The sequence below is a fragment of the Allopusillimonas ginsengisoli genome (genome assembly GCF_004153455.1).
Lineage (GTDB): Bacteria > Pseudomonadota > Gammaproteobacteria > Burkholderiales > Burkholderiaceae_B > Allopusillimonas > Allopusillimonas ginsengisoli.
The window spans coordinates 90,831-110,493 of the sequence record NZ_SDQE01000003.1; the positions used below are offsets into that span (position 1 = coordinate 90,831).

Genomic DNA, 19,663 nt, shown 5'->3' on the forward strand with positions numbered 1-19,663 from the left:
ATCCGGTCGGGGGGGGTTGGGGGCGCGGGTCAGACCATCGCCGCGTCGTTACCAGACTGCAAAGAACAGCACCCAGGCAAGGCAGAACGGCACAACGCCCAGTGACGCCAGACCAACAGCAGACAGGCGCCGGACCACGCCGCACCCGCCCGTGCCGCTGACCCGCCACAGCAGGCGCACGCTCCATGCCAAGGCCAGCCCCAGAAAGGTGAAACGCACACCCAGCGCCCAGGACGTCGACATGCCTTCGTGCTGGAGCAGGGTCAGTGTCGTGGCCGACAGCCCCAGGAATACGCCTACCCCTGCGGCAGGAATCAACGCCTGGGCCAACCTGTCCAGACCAACGCGCACCTGCAACGGCGCGCCCGACGCATCGCGCACAACAGGCGCCGCGGAAGCTGGCGGGGCGCCTGTCAAGCACCGGCTGGCCAACCATAGCCCCAGATAAACTGCCCCGCCCACGAACAGGGCAGCGCCAAAGATAAACACAAGAATGACCTCCGCATCCAGCCAACTGAAGGTGTCGTTGGCGTCGGGATAATGGGTCAGGATGAACCACGGCGCGTTCTGTGCCAGCGGCCAGTAAATGTCATGCTCAACCAGCCAGGTCGCCTGTGCCTGCTTGAGCGTCACAAACCACGGGCTGGCGCTCCATAGGAACGCCCCCACCGCCAGCCCCATCAAACCGAACACGATAAGGGCCGTCTGCCAGTGATCGCCCGTCTCGACATGCACGACTTCGGTCTCGGGCGAACGGGGTGTGAGCTGTATCGCGCCACGATAGTCACTGCAGCGACCACACATGTGGCAGTCCGCCGCGCCTTTCATATGACGCAGCGGCACCAACGGCGCACAGTTGATGGCCTCCGTGCGTCGCTCGGGATGGCGCCACGCCGCTTCACTCACTTTGTAGTGCCAGGGAGCCAGCTTGGCCAAAAGCTGAAAAACGCCATTGACCGGACAGAGGTACTTACACCAAACCCGTTTATTGCGTCCATAGCGCCAACCAACAACCATCGCTGCCGCCGTGGACCCACCCAGTACTGCCAGCACAGCAAGTGGATACTGATACACACTGACCAGCTGTCCGTAAATCGTCGTGAGCGCAAAGGCCACAAAAGGCCATCCACCCCATCGCATCCACTTGGGAATGGCGCGCCCCTGGCCATGCTCGCTGGCCCACTCGCTCAGCATGCCTTCGGGACAGAACCACCCGCACCAGGCGCGTCCGAGCAAAGGCATGGACAACAGCACAAACGGCCACCAGACACCCCAGAACGCAAACTGCGCAAAGATCGTCAGGTTATTGAATACGGAGGCGCTGCGGTCCGGCAAAGGCAGCAGCGCAGGGACAATTAACAGGAACAGATAAAACGCCACGATGATCCACTGCAGCCGCCGTAGCCAGCGGGCGTGATCGCGCAAAAAATTGGCAAATCCTGTTGCCGTGGAACGCAGTGCATGACCCATGGCGCTATACCCGCGCGGACGCTGAAGCCAACCGCCCTTGCCGGGCCGCGACGCCTGCCCGCCTGAGAAGCAAATACACCCCCACCCAGTACATCGCCCAGACGATCAGCTGCATCAATGAAGGGTAGGCGCGATAGCCTGCGAAGTCGGCAAGCACTTTGCCCAGCCCGCCCTGGGTATCGAGCAGCCAGCTGCTGTCCCAGACCGGATCAATCAAGGTGGGTAAGACATCCAGTGAAATCAGGTGATCCATTCCCGACACCAGTAGCGCGCTGGCCAGCAGCAGAAGCAGGATTTCTGTCAGTTTGAAAAAACGCCGCCATGTGATGAGTTTCCCCCCGGCCTGGAGCAACCAGAACGACAACAAGGCGGCAATGAATCCGAGTACGCCAGCCCATGCAAGACTGGCTGCCGAGCCCTGCGCAACCCCCGCCATAATGGTGCCGTACAAAAAGACGACCGTCTCGCTGCCTTCACGCGCGACGGCGATGGCCACCAGCACCAATAAACCCCACCAATTGTCGCTCTGAACATCTTGGCTGGCGCCCTGCTCCAGTTCGCGCTTCAGGCCGCTCCCGTGACGCTTCATCCAGTAGACCATCTGTACAACGAGTGCGCAGGCGGCAAGCGCCATGATGGCCTGAAACCACTCCTGGCCTTCATCGCTCAGCCACGATGAGATCCCCAGCAGAACCAGCGCCAGCATGACCGCCAGGCCCAAGCCGGCCACGACGCCGCCCCACAGCCAGGGCAGCCCTTTTCGGCCTTCTGCAGAGGCGCGCAGCCATGTGTATAGAATACCCACCACCAACAGCGCTTCGACGCTTTCGCGCCATACGATAAAAGCAACTTGTTCCATTTGGCCCTGTTTGTCTAAGGCTTGGGCACGACGACCAGCGTGCCCTTGACGTCTTGATGAAAATCATCAAAGAATGGATATTCGCCGGGCCGCTTGATGGTCAGCACAACAAAGGAGCTGACGCCCGGGCCCAGTACTTTTTCCTTGCGCAGCGGCAGGCTTTCGAACTCAACGGGTTGCTGGCTTTCGTTGATCAGCTTGATCTTGAAGCGGCCGGACGGCACCTCGAGCCGTGCTGGTTCAAAGGTGCCATCAGGCTTGAACCTGAGTTCGAAGGTGGGCAGCTCGGCAGCAACGAGCGGCCCTGTGAACAAAACCGCAAGCGCGATTGCCGCTACGCGGCAACTCAGCCGTGGCATCAATAGCCACCCTTCTTGCCGGTGCCGGCGAAGACGAATTCATAATCCACATCAAAAGGCTTGAACCAGGGCGCAACGCCGGTTTCCTTATCAACATGACGGCCGAAATGATTCATTGCGCTCGCCTCGGGCGAGGCGACAGAAAAGGTGAGCTTGTACTTGCCGGGGCCTTCGAGCTTGACGTTGTCGCCGTAATGAGGGCCATCGTTCGCGACCATGGGCATTAAATCGCCCTGAATGACTTTGTCGCTCCCTGCCTTTTGCAGTCGGTACTTGATATTGAGATAAGGCGCCCATGCGCCTTCAGGCAGGCCGTTCTTGTTGTCCGCCGTGGCGTGAATATCGGCCTCGAGATGCACATCCGATTCTTTTGCGGCGCGCATCATGCCTTCTGGCTCCATTTCCACCGGCTGCAGATACACCGCGGCCACTTCCAGGCCGGCATGTTCGGAAGGCTCTCCGATAGGATATTCAACCGCCGCCGCCGGCATTGCCATGCCCACCCCCAATGCCAGAATTGCCAGATGCCTATACATGCTTACGCGCTCCAATAACAAGATTCATTCTCATTATTATGAAGCACGTGGCCTTACAACCATCTGAATACAGGCCCGCGCGTCAGGGTTATTTTTTGTCGTTTCGCGGCGGCGGCGGCGCAAATGGAAATACGGAAAACACGTTGCGTGTCTGATCCTGCATCTGGTCCTGCATTTGCACGAATAGATTCTTGCTTTGATCTACATAATTGCTCATCATATTCTGCAGCACAGGGGCCTGCACATTCATGAATTGTGCCCAGGCCTCGGGACCGAACTGCGTCCCGTAAAGGCCCTTTGACTGCTCTGCCATGCGCTCCTGAATCTCCATGAAAGCCTGGATGTTCTTTTCCAGATAGGAGCCCATGACACCCTGCATTGCATGGCCATAGAAACGGATAATCTGTGACAAGGCTGTTGCCGAGAACATTGGCTTGCCACCGCTTTCTTCTTCGAGAATGATCTGCAGCAAAATACTACGCGTGAGATCTTCACCCGATTTTGCGTCAACCACTTGAAACAGCTGGGCATCCAGCACCAGTTGTTTGACATCCGAGAGCGTGATGTACGCACTGGTATGGGTATCGTACAGTCGACGGTTAGGGTATTTCTTTATAAGACGGGGCGTGCTGCTGTCTTGGGTTTGCGTCATGTCTCTGGCCAATTAGAATATTTTCATTCAAGCGACAGGAAGAGGTCGCCTTGTTAAGCTTAACCCATATGCAGCCCACCATTCAGCGAAAAATCGGCGCCGGTCGCAAAACCTGAATCATCCGACGCCAGCCACACCACCATGGCGCCGATTTCGTCGGGCGTGCCCAATCGCCTGACGGGAATCGTGGCGACGATCTTTTCCAGCACATCGGGCCGCATGGCGCGCACCATATCGGTACCAATATATCCCGGGGAAATCGTGTTGACCGTTACCCCTTTGCTGGCGACTTCCTGGGCCAGGGCCATCGTAAAGCCATGTATGCCTGCCTTGGCGGTGGAGTAGTTGGTTTGCCCGAACTGCCCTTTCTGGCCATTGACCGAGCTGATGTTGATGATCCGCCCCCACTGCCGATCTATCATTCCATCTATTACTTGCTTGGTGACATTGAAAAGGCTGTTCAGATTGGTATCGATAACTACCCTCCAGTCTTCCGCGCTCATTTTTCGGAACAGGCCATCACGGGTAATGCCCGCATTATTGACCAAAACATCAATAGGCCCTAGTTCCGACTTGACGCGATCAAAAGCCTCTACGGTGGAGTCCCAGTCTGACACGTTGCCAACGGAGGCATGAAATTTATAGCCCTGGCTGGCCTGTTCGTCCAACCATTGCTTGAAATTGCGGCTGGGGCCGCAGCCCGCCACCACCGTAAAACCTTCCCGCGCAAGCTTCTGGCAAATGGATGTTCCAATCCCCCCCATGCCACCGGTTACGTATGCGAGTTTGCTGGTCATATTGTTCTCCCTTTATGTGATCTGCCTGGATGTTTACTGTACGACCGTCACATGAGAACGGTCCATCGTTAAAATCTGATGAAAAACCTCGCTATACGGCCCTGGTCAGCGCATAACGCCCGGGAGCAGGCTCGATGAGCTGATACTTGGCATTGCCAGGCTTTGCGCGTGCCCGCACTGTCGACCCCGACTGCGAGGCCAGCCACTCGCTCCAGTCTGGCCACCAACTGCCAGGCTGCTGCCCGGCGGCCTCCAGCCATGCGGCCGGGTCGCCGTCCCTGGCCTTCCCGCCGCGGACAGATTCCTCCTCCAGGGTCCAGTAGTGCCTGCGCCCTTTGGAAGGTGGATTGATCACCCCCGCGATGTGGCCCGACGCACCCAGCACAAAACGCACAGGGCCACCGAGCAAATGGCTGCTGGCATAGGCCGCATGCCAGGGCACGATATGATCATCGTGTGACCCATAGACGTAGGCGGGCATGTCCACAGTTCCCAGGTCCAGCGCATAGCCATCCACCTTGATGCGCCCGGGTACTTTCAGATTGTTCTCAAGATAGGTATTGCGGAAATACCAGGTAAAGAAAGGCCCCGGCAGATTCGTGCCATCCGCGTTCCAATAGAGCAGGTCGAAGGGAGGAGGCACATCGCCCATGAGATAGTTGCTGGTCACGTAGTTCCAGACCAGCTCGCCAGGACGCAGAAACGAAAACGTAGTGCCGAGTTCACGAGCCGTCATCAGGCCGCCATGCCCAAGCTGATGCTCGCGCAATTGAGCATGACATTCGTCAACGAAAACATCCAGCACGCCAGTACGCTCGAAATCGAGCAGCGTGGTCAGCAGCGTGAGCGAACAGGCAGGATCTTTCCCCTGAGCGCGTGCCAGGGCAAGCGCAGAAGCAAGCAAGGTGCCCCCTACGCAAAACCCCAGCGCATTCAGTTGAGGTTGTCGCGTAATGGCGCAGGCGACTTCGATGGCCTTGAGCACGCCATTTTGCAGATAGTCCGCCCACGTTGCGTGCTGTATATCGTCGTTATCCGAAGGCAATGGGTTGCGCCATGAGATCAGAAAAACCGTGTGCCCCTGCTCAAGCGCATACTGCACGAACGAATTGCTCTCCTGCAGGTCCAGTATGTAATATTTGTTGATGCAAGGCGGAACAATCAGGAGCGGGCGCTGATAGGTCTTGGGCGTGAGCGGCGCATACTGAATCAACTGCATGAGCGGGTTTTCAAAGACAACACTGCCTTCGGTTGCCGCAATATTGCGTCCCAGATCAAACGGGGTTTCGTCGGATTGCGTCAACCGCCCTTGCTGAATATCCTTGAACAGGTTTTGCACGCCTTTGCGCAAAGACTGGCCCTGCGTTTGCAGCATGGCGCGTTGGGCCACCGGGTTGGTCGCCAGAAAATTGGAAGGCGACACAGCATGCACCCACTGCATGGCGGCAAAGCGCAAACGATCGCGAACAGACTCGTCGACCTGCACGGCATCAACCATCTGATCCATCGCATTGGCCGTCAGGACATACGCATGTGCCAGGAATGCATGGGCGGGACTCGCTGCCCAGGCTTCATCATGAAAGCGCCTGTCGCGCGGAGGGCGCAGCGCGCCCTGCTGAGCCTGGGTTGCAGCTTCAAGCCAGCCCTTGGCGAACTCTGCCTGAATCTGCGCAAGCCTTTCCGGCTCGATATTTGCCGGCGCCGGCCACTTGATGTTGGTATTCGCACTCAATTCAGACACCTTCTGCTAACAACACTTGAGAGCAATAGTCTCCGGCAATTGAAAGCGTGTCAATCAGGGTAATTCGGTAGCGCGCTAACCCTTAGATGGCGCTGTTCCCGAGAGCCAGGCCACGGTGGCGATGCGGCCGGTCACGCCATCACGCCGATACGAGTAGAAAGCGTCTGGGTTGTCGTAAGTGCAAAGACCGCTCAGTTCGATTTGCTCAACGCCTGCGTGCTGCAAACGCCAACGCGCAAGACCAGGCAAGTCTGCACGCCATTTTTTTTTCATCGAACCGACACAATCAATAAAAAAAACAGCGGTCTCCGGGTCATTTTCCACAAAGCGCTCATGGACATCTTCACCGACTTCAAACCAGGCCTGACTGATCGCAGGCCCTATCCATGCACGCCACTGCCCGACTTGCGGTGCTTTTTGACGTAAGGCATTCAGCGTATTTTCCAGTACGCCAGCAGCCAGACCACGCCAGCCAGCGTGCGCAATGCCAAGCGCATCGCCATCTCGCCCCGCGATCACGACAGGCAGACAATCCGCCGTCATGATGGCCAGCACGCGACCAGGTTGCGTTGTGATCGACGCATCCGCAACCGGAGGATCTGCATCAGCACCGATCAAGACCCGATCCGCATCGCATACATCGGCACCATGCACCTGTTGCAGCCACACCGGCTCTGCGGGGAGTGCCGCACGAAGCAGTTGCCTGTTCGCTGCGACATGCGTGGCGTCGTCGCCGGCATGCATCCCCACGTTGAACGAGGCCCACGCGCCTGTACTGGCGCCTCCGTGACGGGTTGTGCAGAAATAATCCACGCCCGGCCAGGCCTGTCCCGATACGGTGGTGAGCAAGCCGCTCTGGTTTAGTCTTGCCATGTGATCGCTTCCAGCACTTGTTCAAAATCAGTTGCCAGCGGTGATTCGAAACTGATCCGTTGACCGGACGAAAAATCATCGAAACGCAATGCGCGAGCATGCAGCAACTGCCGCGTGGCGCCCGCCAGACAACTGCCGCCATAGAGCGTGTCAGCAACCAGGGCGTGGCCGATGCTGGCCATATGTACGCGGATCTGATGTGTGCGGCCGGTTTCGAGCACGCATTGCACCAGGCAGACGCCCTTTTCTTCTGGCGTGTGGCCACTGCGCAAAGCGGTGTAATGGGTGACTGCTGCTTTGGCGGCCACGGGTCGATCAACGCTCATGCGTACTGGAACGCGCGGGTCCCGGCCAATTTCCGCACGGATCGTTCCGCTGTCGGATACCCGGCCATGAACAAGCGCGAGATACTCCCGGCTCACGCTGCGCGCCTGCAATTGTCTGACCAGATGTGTCTGGGCCCTGTCGTGGCGAGCCACGACAAGCAGACCGGAGGTGTCCTTGTCGAGTCGATGCACAATCCCCGCACGCGCCACGCTGGCCAGCTCAGGATAACGATATAGCAGGCCATTGAGCAAGGTGCCATGCCAGTTGCCCGCCCCCGGATGGGTGACCAATCCCGCAGGCTTGTCGACAATGATCCAGTCGGGGCTCTCGGCCACTACGCAAAATGTCACATCCTCGGGGGCAAACGCCAGGGCTTCGGGCGGTATTTGCTCCCATACCGTAATAACATCACCAGGGTAGACCGTCTGCTTGTTCTTGACTGCGTGGTCATTGACCAGGACATGGCCAGAAGCTATCCACCCCTGCAGGCGGCTGCGCGAATGGTCGGGCAACAACTGCGCCAGCACCTTGTCCAGGCGCTCCGGCCTTGCGTCGACCGCCAGTCTGAACTGCAGGGGCTCAGGGGGGAGGAAACTTTCTTTGGCAATATCCGTGTCAGGCATGGCGACAAATCATATAATCAGCGTGCAATGCTAACACCAAGGATGCTTTTGTGACTCGTAACGATTTCAATCTGCTTCGCCACCAAGGCCATGTGCGTCTGTGCCTGGCGGTACTCGGTCTGGCGGCCATCATGATGTTTACTGGCTGCAGCACCATCAAGGCCGAACGCGATGAAACCGCTGGCTGGACCGCGGACCAGCTCTATCAGGACGCCCGTGCCGAGATAACGGGCGCCAACTGGGAGCAGGCGCGCAAACGGCTCGAAGCCGTCGAGGCGCGCTACCCGTTTGGCAGCTATGCGCAGCAATCCCTTATCGATCAGGCCTATGTCAACTGGAAAGACGGCGAACCCGAGCAGGCGCTGGCCGCCATCGACCGGTTCGAGCGCCAGTACCCGAATCATCCGGGCACTGATTACATGCTTTACCTCAAGGGCCTGATCACGTTCACGCCGCCCAGCGCCGCCTTTTCAAGGTTCACGCGCCAGGACCCCAGCGAGCGGGACCCCAAGGGCCTGCGCGAATCATACGATTCGTTCAACCAGCTGGTTCAGCGCTATCCGGACAGTCGTTATGCCACGGATGCGCGGCAGCGCCTGACCTGGCTGGTCGACACCATTGCACGCAACGAAGTGCACGTAGCCCAGTATTACTATGAGCGCAGCGCCTATGTTGCGGCGGTCAATCGTGCCAAAACAGTGATTACCGACTTCCAGGGCGTGCCTATCGCCGAGAAGGCCTTATATATCATGTATTTGTCTTATGACAAGCTTGGCCTGACCGATTTGCGCGATGATACCAAGCGCGTTTTGGACAGCAACTTTCCCAACAGCAAATATTACGAGCAGGGGCTGGATGAGCCCAAAGGAAGCTATCTCAATCCGATCAACTGGTTCTGATCGCCAGTACACTGAGACATTGCACAGCGCGCGCCCTGGGCGCGCTGGCACGAAGAGCCGGCATTGCCGGCTTTTTATTTGAGAGGCAGAACCCGGACCGGAATTAAACGTGCAGCAGGTCGGATTGCCGGCTCTTGATAAAGGCCAATGCCTGCTCCGGCTCGCGCGTACGGGCAAAAGGCGGCAGACCGCGCCACAACAGCTTGCCGTAGGGTTTGTCGACGATACGCGTATCGCCCACCACCAGTACCCCCCAATCCTGCTCAGACCTGATCAAACGCCCGGCGCCTTGCTTCAGGGCAATGGCGGCTTCGGGCAACTGGTATTCCATGAAGGGATTGCCCCCTTGCGAGCGGCATAAATTCAGTCGCGCCTCGAGCACAGGATCGTCGGGCGGCGCAAACGGCAGCTTGTCAATGGCCACCAGGGTGAGCGCATCGCCGGGTACGTCTATGCCTTCCCAGAAACTTGCGCTGCCCACAAGCACCGCGTTGCTGCCGTTGCGAAAGCGTTCGAGCAAGACACGGCGCGAGCTTTCGCCTTGGCGAAGCAGCAGGCGGTCTATGCCCAGATGATCGAAACGCTCGGACAGCAGGTCAGCAATATGATCGACCGAACGCAAGGTGGTACACAGCACCAGCACGCCCCCGGCTGCGGCCCGCACCAGCGGCATCAAGGTATCGACGAAGGCCTCGTTGAAACGGCGGTCGTTCGGCAGCGGCAGGCCCTTGGGTACGTAGAGAACGCCCTGAGACGCATAATCGAAGGGAGACTCCCAACGCATCGTGGTTGCGTCCCACAGACCAAGCTGGCGTATGAAATGGCAGAAGTCGCCATGCACGGACAATGTGGCGGAAGTCAGCACCCAGGCCTGATCGCGTTTACGATAGCGGGAAAATATACGGGCAACGGACAAGGGTGCACTATGCAGCCGCATGTAATGCGTACCCTGCTCTACCCAGCGCACTGCCGCCTCTGCGAGAGGATCTGCATCGGTGTTGTCTGCGGAGACATCGGCCGCCATCGGCAAGGGCTGAGGCGCATCCGTACCGCCCGCCAGCACAGCTGATTCGCTGACGACAGTTGGCGCGGGTGCAAGTGCGTTGCGCCCTTCCCGATCAGGCTGGCTCCACTGGAACAGGCGCGCCCGGAGTTCCTGGCACGATTTAAAGACCGCGGCAAGATCCGGATGTTTTTCGGACACCACGCCCAGCAGCTTGGCGGACTTGTCCAGACATTCGATAAGGGATTCGAGGGCCTGATCGAATTCATGGGGGTTGGGCACAGCGTGAAACGTGGCTTTGTGGCCAGGCATTTTTTCGATGGGCGCGGCCGCCAGCCGTAATGTTCTGGCCGCATGTTCGATACGCTTGCCGGCTTCGCTCCAGTTGGTGGATTCGCGCGCATGGGCCAGGCCGGCGACTTCCACCGCGCGGGCGAGATCAAGCAACTGATGCGACGAGACGCTGTTGCCGAGGAAACGGGTGGCGATGTCGGGCAGCTGGTGGGCTTCGTCGAACACCACGAGATCGACCTCGGGGAGAAGGTCGGTGATGCCCTCTTCGCGCAAGGCCAGATCGGCCATGAACAAGGCATGATTGACGACCACGAGGTCGGCATCCTGCGCCTGGCGCCGTGCCTTCAAGACAAAGCAGTCTTTGACGTGCGGGCAATCTTGCCCCAGGCAGTTTTCACGCGTGGACGTGACGCGATTCCAGATGTCGGCGTCTTCGGGGACATCGGCCAGATCACTGCGATCTCCGGTGCGCGATTCCAGTGCAAAAACCTGTATGCGGCGCAGCTGACCAACCTCTGCCCGGGATTTCAAGGCCCGTTCGTCGCCGGCCAGACGGCCCATGTGATAATGACACACGTAATTGCCTCGCCCCTTGAGCAAGGCTACGGTAATGGGAAGCCCCAAGGCGGCCCGCAGGCGTGGAACATCGCGCCTGAACAATTGATCCTGCAAGGTGCGGGTACCCGTGGACACCAATGCCTTGCCGCCCCCCATGAAGGCTGGCACCAGATAGGCCCACGTTTTGCCCGTGCCGGTGCCGGCCTCGGCCACCAGTGTGCCGCGCTCCTGCAAGGCCTGCTCGATTGCCTGGGCAAGCTCCTGCTGGGCGAGGCGCGGACGATAGCCCGGAATCGCCTGGGCGATAGGGCCGTCCTGTGCGAAAATTTCGGTGATTTCCTGGAAAAGCATTGCGAGGCGTGCATAAGGAGGCAAGGACTGGATTTTCGCACAGTGTGCCGGACAATGCCATTGCCCCTGGACAAAGCGGCCCCAGGTGCTACCAACAACCGGGTTGGCGGGCCTGTGCCTGCGCCGGCAGATTCTCCCCGGCCTCGCATTGTGGCAAAATGCGCCGCGTGACACACCGTTAATTTATGTTGGATCGATGACTGATACCCAAGTTCAAGCTAGCCCGGAATCCACCGCCTACACCAGCGACCCCGCCCGCATCATTGCCATGCTGGCCGCCGAGCTGAATGTGCGCCCCGCCCAGATCGCCTCGGCCGTAGAACTGCTGGACGACGGCGCAACCGTGCCATTTATTGCGCGATACCGCAAAGAGGCCACCGGCGGGCTGGACGACACCGTACTGCGCAACCTTGAGGTGCGCCTGGGCTATGTGCGCGAACTCGAAACACGACGCAGCGCCATTCTCGAATCCATTGCCCAGCAGGGCAAGCTCAGTCCCGAACTCGAGCAGGAAATTCGTGGCGCCGACACCAAGCAGCGCCTGGAAGACCTGTACGCGCCCTACAAACCCAAGCGCCGCACCCGCGCCCAGATCGCCCGGGAAGCCGGGCTGGAACCTCTGGCGGACGCCATACTGGCCGATCCCGCCTGCGATCCTGCGCAGTTGGCACTTGCCTATCTCAATCCCGAGGCGAAGATCAACGACAGCAAGGCCGCCCTGGATGGCGCCCGCGATATTCTGGCGGAACGCTACGCCGAAAACGCCGATCTGCTGGCCGATCTGCGCGAGCACCTGTGGACCACCGGGCTGCTGTACTCCAAAGTGGTCGAGGGCAAGGAAAACGAGGGCGACAACTTTCGCGACTGGTTTGATTTCAGCGAACGTCTGCGCTCTCTACCCTCGCACCGCATGTTGGCGCTGCTGCGCGGCCGCCAGCAAGGCGTGCTGGACATTCGCCTGGGGCTAGAGGCAGAGCTCGAAGCCCGTACTCCCCACCCCTGCGTGGAGCGCATTGCCGACTTCCTGGACGTCGACGCCGACTTCTCGATCGACGCTACGCCGCGCGCGCGTTGGCTTGGCGAAGTCTGCCGCTGGACGTGGCGCGTCAAGCTGCTGACCGCATTTGAATCGGAACTCATCGGCCGCCTGCGCGAGAATGCCGAACAAGAGGCTATTCGCGTCTTCGCCGCCAACCTTAAAGATCTCCTTCTCGCGGCTCCGGCGGGGCCCAAATCCGTGCTTGGCCTGGATCCGGGGATTCGCACAGGTGTCAAGGTCGCGGCAATTGATGCCACGGGCAAGCTGCTGGAAACCGCCACCATCTATCCTTTCGAGCCTCGCCGTGATCGCGAGGGCAGCATCAACACCCTGGCCGCACTGGCTGCGCGCCATAATATCCAGCTGGTCGCCATCGGCAACGGCACGGCATCCCGCGAAACCGAAAAACTGGTCATTGATACGCAGGCCAAGTTCCCGAAACTGGCCTTCACGCGCGTCATGGTGTCCGAGGCGGGCGCCTCGGTCTATTCAGCGTCGGAACTGGCCGCCAACGAGTTCCCGGATCTGGATGTCAGCCTGCGCGGCGCCGTATCGATTGCGCGCCGCCTCCAGGATCCGCTTGCCGAACTGGTAAAGATCGAACCCAAGGCCATTGGCGTGGGTCAGTATCAGCACGACGTCAATCAGCGCGAACTGGCACGTTCGCTGGACGCGGTCATCGAAGACTGCGTGAACGCAGTAGGGGTGGATGTCAACACCGCCTCCGCCCCCCTGCTCACACGGGTGTCGGGGTTGAACAGCCTGCTGGCACGCAATATTGTTTCGTGGCGCGACAGCAATGGCGCATTCCCCGACCGCAAAACCCTGCTCAAGGTGCCCCGCTTTGGCGACAAGGCGTTTGAACAGGCTGCCGGGTTTCTGCGTGTTCCGAACGGCGACAATCCCCTGGATGCCTCATCGGTGCACCCTGAAGCCTATCCTGTCGTGGAACGCATTCTGGCCAGAATTCAGGCTGACGCGCGCCAGATCATGGGCCGCCAGGGCGCACTAAAAGGTGTTTCTCCTTCGGAATTCACCGACGATCGGTTTGGGCTGCCCACCGTCAAGGATATTTTCCAGGAACTCGAAAAACCCGGCCGCGACCCTCGGCCCGAATTCAAGACGGCTCAGTTCAAGGAAGGGGTCAACACGATCTCCGATCTTCACGAAGGCATGATTCTCGAAGGCGTCGTCACCAATGTGGCCAACTTCGGCGCTTTCATCGATATCGGCGTGCATCAGGACGGGCTGGTACATATTTCCGCCTTGTCCAACACCTTCGTCAAAGATCCCCGCGACGTCGTACGCGTGGGCCAGACCGTCAAAGTGAAGGTTCAAGAGGTCGATGTCCCGCGCAAGCGCATCGGGCTCACGATGCGCCTTGATGATGATTCTGCGCCGGCGCGCCGTGGCGCAGAGCGCTCTTCAGCCTCCGGCAGCGCCCGCCGCGGAAATGATCGCCGCGCCGATGGCCGCCCCGGCCAGCGCGCAGCCCAGTCTGATGGCATGGGCGCAATGGCCGCGGCCTTTGCAAAACTCAAGCGATAATGCCATGAACGCAGACGCCCTGCCCCTCGATGCGCTAACCCACAGCAAGCTCGCCCGGCTGATTGGGCTGCTGTCCTGCGATGACCTGGATACGCACGAAACCGAACGCATCGCCGGGATCTGTATGCAGGCAATAGACCGACCCGCGGCAACACTGCAGACACACTACGGCGCAGATGCCGCCAAGGTAGCGCAGTACGATCCCGACGGCGTGACGGCCTTCATCCTCTTTGTTGAGCTTCAGGATTACTTTGCCGTTTCGGACAACGTTGACGAGCTCTACGAGCAGATCATGGATGCATTCGAACAGCCACAACTGCCAGGCTATCCCTACGACGACAATGCCTTCGAAACCATTTCTGATTTTTATCGCTGGGTGGACGCCCAACTGCTGACGCATCATCCCAACTATCAGTTGATCAGCTTTGGCGAAAGCTATACCCACGACTTCCAGGATGTTCTGGTGTATCGCAAGCAGGTCGAGGAGATCCTCGCATTGTGCAAATCGCTGGCGTTGCGGGCTGAGCTGTGCGCGTGACAGCGGCCTAGACGACGCTTTGCTTTCGCATCGAAAGCTGGGCGTCGACGACGCTGGCCAATATCTTGAATGCAGGCTCAATTTGCTCTGGAGGCACTTGGGCATAGCCCAGCAGCAGGCCGCGCCGTATTCGCGCCTCATGCAGATAATAATCACTCAGTGGCCGCACTGTTATCCCTCGCTCAAATGCCTGACGGCATATCTCAAGGTCGTCAACATACTCTGGCAAGGCCAGTACAAGGTGCAAGCCCGCTTCGTCACCAACGATCTCCAGGCTATCCCCATAATGGCTGCGGATGACGTCAATCAGCAAGGCCCGCCTTTGCGCATAAAGGTTGCGAACGCGCCGCACATGCGAGCTCAGGTAGCCTTCGCGCACAAACTCTGCCACGATAGCCTGCGTCATCATCTGTCCTTCGCGATAGAGCTCGGCAAGCGCGGACGCAAACGCTTCGGCCATGCGTTCCGGCACAACCATATAACCGATGCGCAGTCCCGGATACATCGTCTTGCTGAAACTTCCCACATATAAAACCAGACCGGCGCTGTCCAGCCCCTGCAGACTGGGCAATGGCCGGCTTTCATAGCGAAAATCGCTGTCGTAATCATCTTCGATGATCCAGCAACCATGCTTGCTTGCGTAGTCCAGCAGCATGCGCCGCCGTGCCAGACTCATGACCATGCCAAGAGGATACTGGTGCGATGGCGTGACCACAATCAGCTTGGGAGGATGCCTGAGATCGTGCCGCGAGGGGCGTATCCCCTCCGCATCCACCGCAATAGGCTCGACCTTGAGACCTGACGAAATCAACAAATTGCGCAGGCCCCAATATGAGGGATCCTCAATCCATACTGTATCGCCAATGTCGCAGAGCAATCGCGTGGCCACATCAAGCGCCTGGTGAATGCCGGTGGTCACCACCACTTGTTCGGCGTTGCTGTTCACCGAGCGCGAACTATACAGATAAGCCGATATGGCCTGACGCAAGGGGGCGTACCCACCGGCTTCGGCATAGGACAACAAGCGACCAGGCGAGTTGCGCCAGTGTTTGTTCTGAAGGCGCAGCCAGGTTTTGGCAGGAAACTCCGCAACATCCGGCAACCCTGCCATGAATGCCCCGTATTGTCTTCTGGAGAACCCCAGCCTGTCGATCAACCGGCGGGCGCGTGTCGACAGGCCCCGGCTGGATTGTCCGGCGGGCCCCGCCTGATCGTTCCACCCCACAGCCGATACGCTGTCGATCGTGTCCTGGCTGATGTCCTCAACAAACGTACCCCTGCCGGTTGCCGCACTCACATAGCCTTCGACCGCAAGCTGCTCGTACACCTGAATCACCGTATTTCGCGCAATGGAGAGATCTCTGGCCAGCTCACGCGAGGAAGGCAGCCTTGTGCCAGAAGGCAGGCGACCGTCAAGCATCGCCTGCCGCAACAGACGATAAAGCTGGCGATAGGCCGGCTCGCCACTGTTGACGTTCAGCCATTGTTGCAACCAGTCCGCGAGCGCGATGGGTTTCAAATTGGCTCCATTAAAAATTCAGAAATGGGCCTACATAGTAAACCAAAGGCTCGTTATAGTGCTTACAACTTCACAACACACAAGCAACGAGAGGACGACAATGGCCAGGCAAACGTGGCAACAGCGCAAGTCGCAGGCGATACCCAATGGCATCAGCATCATGTGTGATTTTTTTGCGGAACGCGCAGAGAACGCGCTGCTCTGGGACCAGGAAGGACGTCGCTATATCGATTTTGCAGCGGGTATCGCCGTCACCAACACAGGACACCGGCACCCGCGGGTGGTCGCAGCCGTCTCCCGCCAACTGGAAAAATTCACGCACACGGCCTTTCAGGTTGCTCCCTATAGTTCGTACATTGATCTGGCCGAAAAAATCAATCAGATCACGCCCGGCGCTCACCCCAAAAAAACGGCGTTCTTTACCACTGGCGCCGAAGCGGTGGAAAACGCGATCAAAATCGCACGTTGCGCCACAGGGCGTAGCGGCGTGATCGCGTTTTCGGGAGCGTTCCACGGCCGCACGTTTATGGGAATGGCGCTGACCGGCAAGGTTCATCCCTACAAGGCCAGTTTCGGGCCCATGCCGGCCGAGATCTATCACGTGCCCTTCCCGTCGGCGCTGCATGGCGTCTCGACCCAAGACTCGCTGAAGGCCATCAATAACCTCTTCAAGGCGGATATTGATCCGCAGCGCGTAGCGGCAATCATCATCGAACCGGTGCAGGGTGAAGGCGGCTTCAACGTCGCGCCGCCCGAACTGCTGCAGTCGCTGCGGGCGATATGCGATCAGCATGGCATTTTGCTTATCGCGGACGAAGTGCAGACAGGTTTTGCGCGCACGGGAAAGATGTTTGCCATCGAGCATGCGGGCGTGGTGCCCGACTTGATGACCCTTGCCAAAAGTCTGGCGGGAGGCATGCCGCTATCGGCGGTATGCGGTCGCGCGGACATCATGGACGCCCCCCCACCGGGTGCGCTGGGCGGCACTTACGCCGGCAATCCCCTGGCACTGGCCGCCGCGCAAGCCGTGCTGGAAATAATTGAAACCGAAGGGCTGGCCGCTCGAGCCTTGCAACTGGGAAATCGCCTGCGCGACACGCTGGCATCGCTCAAAGAGGTTACGCCGGAAATCGCCGAGATACGGGGGTTGGGTGCCATGATAGCGGTGGAATTCCAGGTTCCCGAAAGTGGCGAACCTAATCCGGCCTTCGCCCGCAAGGTGCAGGAAAAAGCGCTGGAACAGGGCCTGATCCTCTTGACCTGCGGAACCCATGCCAACGTCGTGCGCTTCCTGTTCCCGCTCACCATAGAAGAAGACATACTGACCGAAGGCTTGCATATTCTGTCGACAGCGATACGCGTGTGATCGGCGAAAGACAGGCGCATCCACAGAATGCACAAGGCGGCCCGCCACAGACAGCGCCTCGCACATAACAAATTATCTGGGGACAAACATGATGGAGCGACAAGACAACCCTTCTCATGCAGACAACGACACGCCACTCGTCAGCTTTCGCAACGTGCAAAAGTCTTACGATGGCGAAACGCTGGTGGTCAAAGACCTGAATCTTGATATTCGTCACGGTGAGTTCCTGTCTTTGCTGGGGCCGTCAGGCTCGGGAAAAACCACCTGCCTCATGATGCTGGCCGGATTCGAGTTCCCGACCAGCGGTGAAATTCTGCTGGACGGGCAAAGCCTGAACCGCGTGCCGCCGCATAAGCGCAATATCGGCATGGTCTTTCAGAACTACGCGCTGTTTCCACATCTGACGGTGGAAAAGAATCTGGATTATCCGCTGTCCGTCCGCAAACTGCCGTCTGAAGAACGCCGGGAACGCATTGCAAAGGCGCTGGACATGGTTCAGATGGGCTCGTTCGCCAAGCGCTATCCCAGACAGCTTTCAGGCGGACAGCAGCAGCGGATTGCATTGGCTCGCGCCCTTGTCTTCAATCCCAAGCTCGTGCTCATGGATGAACCCTTGGGCGCGCTCGATAAGCAGTTGCGTGAACATATGCAACTTGAGCTGAAAGCCTTGCACCGCGCGCTGGGCATTACCTTTGTCTATGTGACACACGATCAAAGCGAAGCGCTGACCATGTCGGATCGCGTCGCGGTGTTTGACCAGGGCATCATCCAGCAGATTTCCTGTGTGGATACGCTTTACGAATCACCCTGCAACGCCTTTGTTTCTGGTTTTGTCGGCGATTGCAATAAATTCAACGGTGTCGTTGAATCAGTTCAGGCCGAGCAATGCAGTGTGCGGTTGGCCGACCACATTGTACTGACGGCGCTGAACATACACGGCCTGTCGGAAGGGGCGCCTTGCGTGGTGGCGATACGCCCGGAGCGCCTGCGCATCGTGGCACAGGCACAGCCCAATACCTTGCCGGCCAGGACCCTGGACAAGGTGTATTTTGGCGACCATATTCGTCTTCGCTGCGAAGCGGGCGGCGAACCTTCGGTATTCGTCAAGCTGGCGCTGGAAGACCATACAGACAGCATGCCACTTGATGCAGGCGCCTCGGTATTCCTGCAGGCCGCGCCGCAGCACATCAGGGTGTTCAGCCCCTGAGTTTCTTCCATAGATGATTTCACCAATAACAGCAACTCACGGAGACAGATATGACAACACCAAACCGCTTTTATCGCAGCAGCCTTGCGGCAGTACTGATGGTGGCAGGCTGCAATATGGCCGCTGCACGCGATCTGACGATCGTCAACTTTGGCGGCGCCAATGGGGATGCGCAAAAAGCCGCATTCGTCGAGCCACTGCAAAAAAAACTGGGCATTAATATTATCTCCGTCGCCTATAACGGCGAACAGGCCAAGGTGAAAGCCATGGTCGAAACCAACAACGTCGTCTGGGATGCGGTTGAAGTGGAAACCGCCGACCTCGGGCGCGGATGCGACGAGGGCCTGTACGAACAGTTGGACTGGTCCAGAATTGGCAACAAGGATGACTTCATTCCCGAAGCGATTCACGACTGCGGCGTTGGCACATTTGTATGGTCAACGGCACTGGCCTATAACACCAAAGCGCTCACGACAGCGCCCAATAGCTGGGCGGATTTCTGGGACGTGGAAAAGTTTCCCGGCAAGCGTGGCATGCGCAAAGGCGCGCGCTACAACCTTGAGTTTGCGCTGATGGCAGACGGGGTCGCTCCCAAAGAGGTCTATTCAGTTCTCTCTACTCCCGAAGGCGTGGATCGCGCATTCAAAAAACTGGACGAGCTCAAGCCCAGCATACAGTGGTGGGAAGCGGGCGCCCAGCCCGTACAGATGCTGGCGGCCGGCGACGTCGTCATGTCTACTGCCTACAACGGGCGCATCGATGCGGCCAACCGCGAAGGCCAGGCCATGAAAGTTGTCTGGAATGAAAGCATTTACGACCTGGACTATTGGGTTATTCCGACAGGCAGCCCCAACAAGGAACTGGCGGAAAAATTCATCCAGTACGCATCGTCGGCGCCGGCGCAGACCGCCTATGCCCAGCATATCGCGTATGGCCCCATCAACAAACATGCAATCGAAAAGCTCGACCCCAAGCTGCTGGCCGACATGCCGACTTCGCCCGAGAACATGAAGAACGCACTGCTCTCGAGCTATGACTTCTGGGCCGATCACGGCGAAGAACTGGATCAGCGCTTCTCGGCCTGGTCTACCCGCTAACCGGCTG

At 58.9% G+C, this 19,663-nt stretch carries 17 protein-coding genes; 6 read left to right on the forward strand and 11 right to left on the reverse strand.

Features of this window, described 5'->3' with window-relative positions; all coding sequences use genetic code 11:
* Positions 1 to 48: 48 nt before the first annotated feature.
* The 9 genes from ERE07_RS08535 to ERE07_RS08575 all read right to left on the reverse strand — a co-directional run bounded on the left by ERE07_RS08535 (position 49) and on the right by ERE07_RS08575 (position 8,237).
* The gene (locus ERE07_RS08535; protein ID WP_130008398.1) at positions 49 to 1,470 is read right to left on the reverse strand and encodes a 4Fe-4S binding protein; all 1,422 of its coding nucleotides are present in this window, start codon (positions 1,468 to 1,470) and stop codon (positions 49 to 51) included.
* 4 nt (positions 1,471 to 1,474) lie between these two features.
* Positions 1,475 to 2,329, reverse strand: coding sequence for an FTR1 family iron permease (locus tag ERE07_RS08540; RefSeq protein ID WP_130008399.1), 855 nt, complete (start codon positions 2,327 to 2,329; stop codon positions 1,475 to 1,477).
* A 14-nt stretch (positions 2,330 to 2,343) separates the two neighbouring features.
* On the reverse strand, positions 2,344 to 2,688 hold the full coding sequence (locus ERE07_RS08545; RefSeq protein ID WP_130008400.1) for a cupredoxin domain-containing protein: 345 nt from the start codon (positions 2,686 to 2,688) through the stop codon (positions 2,344 to 2,346).
* Positions 2,688 to 3,224 carry an iron transporter gene (locus ERE07_RS08550; RefSeq protein WP_130008401.1) on the reverse strand — a complete coding sequence of 179 codons (537 nt, stop codon included), beginning with the start codon at positions 3,222 to 3,224 and terminating at the stop codon, positions 2,688 to 2,690. The genes ERE07_RS08545 and ERE07_RS08550 overlap by 1 nt, the downstream gene beginning before the upstream one ends.
* Positions 3,225 to 3,312: 88 nt before the next feature.
* On the reverse strand, positions 3,313 to 3,876 hold the full coding sequence (gene phaR / locus ERE07_RS08555) for a polyhydroxyalkanoate synthesis repressor PhaR (RefSeq protein ID WP_130008402.1): 564 nt from the start codon (positions 3,874 to 3,876) through the stop codon (positions 3,313 to 3,315).
* A 59-nt stretch (positions 3,877 to 3,935) separates the two neighbouring features.
* On the reverse strand, positions 3,936 to 4,673 hold the full coding sequence (gene phbB, locus ERE07_RS08560; protein WP_130008403.1) for an acetoacetyl-CoA reductase: 738 nt from the start codon (positions 4,671 to 4,673) through the stop codon (positions 3,936 to 3,938).
* Positions 4,674 to 4,764: 91 nt separating this feature from the next.
* Positions 4,765 to 6,405, reverse strand: a complete 1,641-nt coding sequence (locus ERE07_RS08565; protein ID WP_130008404.1) for a PHA/PHB synthase family protein — start codon at positions 6,403 to 6,405, stop codon at positions 4,765 to 4,767.
* 84 nt (positions 6,406 to 6,489) lie between these two features.
* Positions 6,490 to 7,287, reverse strand: coding sequence for a peptidoglycan editing factor PgeF (gene pgeF, locus ERE07_RS08570; protein ID WP_130008405.1), 798 nt, complete (start codon positions 7,285 to 7,287; stop codon positions 6,490 to 6,492).
* A complete protein-coding gene (locus ERE07_RS08575) occupies positions 7,275 to 8,237 on the reverse strand; it encodes an RluA family pseudouridine synthase (RefSeq protein WP_130008406.1) in 963 nt (320 codons plus the stop codon). Before ERE07_RS08575 ends, pgeF begins: the two co-directional genes overlap by 13 nt.
* Before the next feature lie 131 nt (positions 8,238 to 8,368).
* Between ERE07_RS08575 and ERE07_RS08580 the strand changes: the two genes are divergently transcribed.
* Positions 8,369 to 9,136 (forward strand): outer membrane protein assembly factor BamD, encoded by a 768-nt coding sequence (locus ERE07_RS08580; protein WP_245153597.1) that lies wholly within the window; start codon positions 8,369 to 8,371, stop codon positions 9,134 to 9,136.
* 103 nt (positions 9,137 to 9,239) lie between these two features.
* Here ERE07_RS08580 and yoaA read toward each other — a convergent pair whose 3' ends face one another.
* Positions 9,240 to 11,342 carry a DNA repair helicase YoaA gene (yoaA, locus tag ERE07_RS08585; protein ID WP_130008408.1) on the reverse strand — a complete coding sequence of 701 codons (2,103 nt, stop codon included), beginning with the start codon at positions 11,340 to 11,342 and terminating at the stop codon, positions 9,240 to 9,242.
* A gap of 196 nt (positions 11,343 to 11,538) precedes the next feature.
* Between yoaA and ERE07_RS08590 the strand changes: the two genes are divergently transcribed.
* Positions 11,539 to 13,929 carry a Tex family protein gene (locus ERE07_RS08590; RefSeq protein WP_130008409.1) on the forward strand — a complete coding sequence of 797 codons (2,391 nt, stop codon included), beginning with the start codon at positions 11,539 to 11,541 and terminating at the stop codon, positions 13,927 to 13,929.
* Between the two features lie 4 nt (positions 13,930 to 13,933).
* Positions 13,934 to 14,467 carry a hypothetical protein gene (locus ERE07_RS08595; RefSeq protein WP_130008410.1) on the forward strand — a complete coding sequence of 178 codons (534 nt, stop codon included), beginning with the start codon at positions 13,934 to 13,936 and terminating at the stop codon, positions 14,465 to 14,467.
* Positions 14,468 to 14,474: 7 nt separating this feature from the next.
* On the opposite strand, the gene pdxR is transcribed toward ERE07_RS08595, so the two are convergent.
* On the reverse strand, positions 14,475 to 15,986 hold the full coding sequence (pdxR, locus tag ERE07_RS08600; protein ID WP_130008411.1) for a MocR-like pyridoxine biosynthesis transcription factor PdxR: 1,512 nt from the start codon (positions 15,984 to 15,986) through the stop codon (positions 14,475 to 14,477).
* A 100-nt stretch (positions 15,987 to 16,086) separates the two neighbouring features.
* Between pdxR and gabT the strand changes: the two genes are divergently transcribed.
* From gabT to ERE07_RS08615, 3 genes are all read left to right on the forward strand, one after another.
* Entirely contained in the window at positions 16,087 to 17,352 is a 1,266-nt protein-coding gene (gene gabT, locus ERE07_RS08605) for a 4-aminobutyrate--2-oxoglutarate transaminase (RefSeq protein WP_130008412.1), read from the forward strand.
* A gap of 88 nt (positions 17,353 to 17,440) precedes the next feature.
* Entirely contained in the window at positions 17,441 to 18,559 is a 1,119-nt protein-coding gene (locus ERE07_RS08610) for an ABC transporter ATP-binding protein (protein WP_245153572.1), read from the forward strand.
* 98 nt (positions 18,560 to 18,657) lie between these two features.
* Positions 18,658 to 19,656, forward strand: coding sequence for an ABC transporter substrate-binding protein (locus tag ERE07_RS08615; protein ID WP_245153599.1), 999 nt, complete (start codon positions 18,658 to 18,660; stop codon positions 19,654 to 19,656).
* Positions 19,657 to 19,663 lie beyond the last annotated feature (7 nt).

Excerpts from the sequence above, each read along its gene's own strand:
- ERE07_RS08550 (WP_130008401.1), bottom strand. The coding sequence starts at position 3,224 with ATGTATAGGCATCTGGCAATTCTGGCATTGGGGGTGGGCATGGCAATG.
- ERE07_RS08575 (WP_130008406.1), bottom strand. The coding sequence starts at position 8,237 with ATGCCTGACACGGATATTGCCAAAGAAAGTTTCCTCCCCCCTGAGCCC.
- ERE07_RS08540 (WP_130008399.1), bottom strand. The coding sequence starts at position 2,329 with ATGGAACAAGTTGCTTTTATCGTATGGCGCGAAAGCGTCGAAGCGCTG.
- ERE07_RS08610 (WP_245153572.1), top strand. The coding sequence starts at position 17,441 with ATGATGGAGCGACAAGACAACCCTTCTCATGCAGACAACGACACGCCA.
- gabT (WP_130008412.1), top strand. The coding sequence starts at position 16,087 with ATGGCCAGGCAAACGTGGCAACAGCGCAAGTCGCAGGCGATACCCAAT.
- ERE07_RS08615 (WP_245153599.1), top strand. The coding sequence starts at position 18,658 with ATGGTGGCAGGCTGCAATATGGCCGCTGCACGCGATCTGACGATCGTC.
- ERE07_RS08535 (WP_130008398.1), bottom strand. The coding sequence starts at position 1,470 with ATGGGTCATGCACTGCGTTCCACGGCAACAGGATTTGCCAATTTTTTG.
- phaR (WP_130008402.1), bottom strand. The coding sequence starts at position 3,876 with ATGACGCAAACCCAAGACAGCAGCACGCCCCGTCTTATAAAGAAATAC.
- pgeF (WP_130008405.1), bottom strand. The coding sequence starts at position 7,287 with ATGGCAAGACTAAACCAGAGCGGCTTGCTCACCACCGTATCGGGACAG.
- ERE07_RS08580 (WP_245153597.1), top strand. The coding sequence starts at position 8,369 with ATGATGTTTACTGGCTGCAGCACCATCAAGGCCGAACGCGATGAAACC.
- ERE07_RS08590 (WP_130008409.1), top strand. The coding sequence starts at position 11,539 with ATGACTGATACCCAAGTTCAAGCTAGCCCGGAATCCACCGCCTACACC.
- ERE07_RS08595 (WP_130008410.1), top strand. The coding sequence starts at position 13,934 with ATGAACGCAGACGCCCTGCCCCTCGATGCGCTAACCCACAGCAAGCTC.
- phbB (WP_130008403.1), bottom strand. The coding sequence starts at position 4,673 with ATGACCAGCAAACTCGCATACGTAACCGGTGGCATGGGGGGGATTGGA.
- yoaA (WP_130008408.1), bottom strand. The coding sequence starts at position 11,342 with ATGCTTTTCCAGGAAATCACCGAAATTTTCGCACAGGACGGCCCTATC.
- ERE07_RS08545 (WP_130008400.1), bottom strand. The coding sequence starts at position 2,688 with ATGCCACGGCTGAGTTGCCGCGTAGCGGCAATCGCGCTTGCGGTTTTG.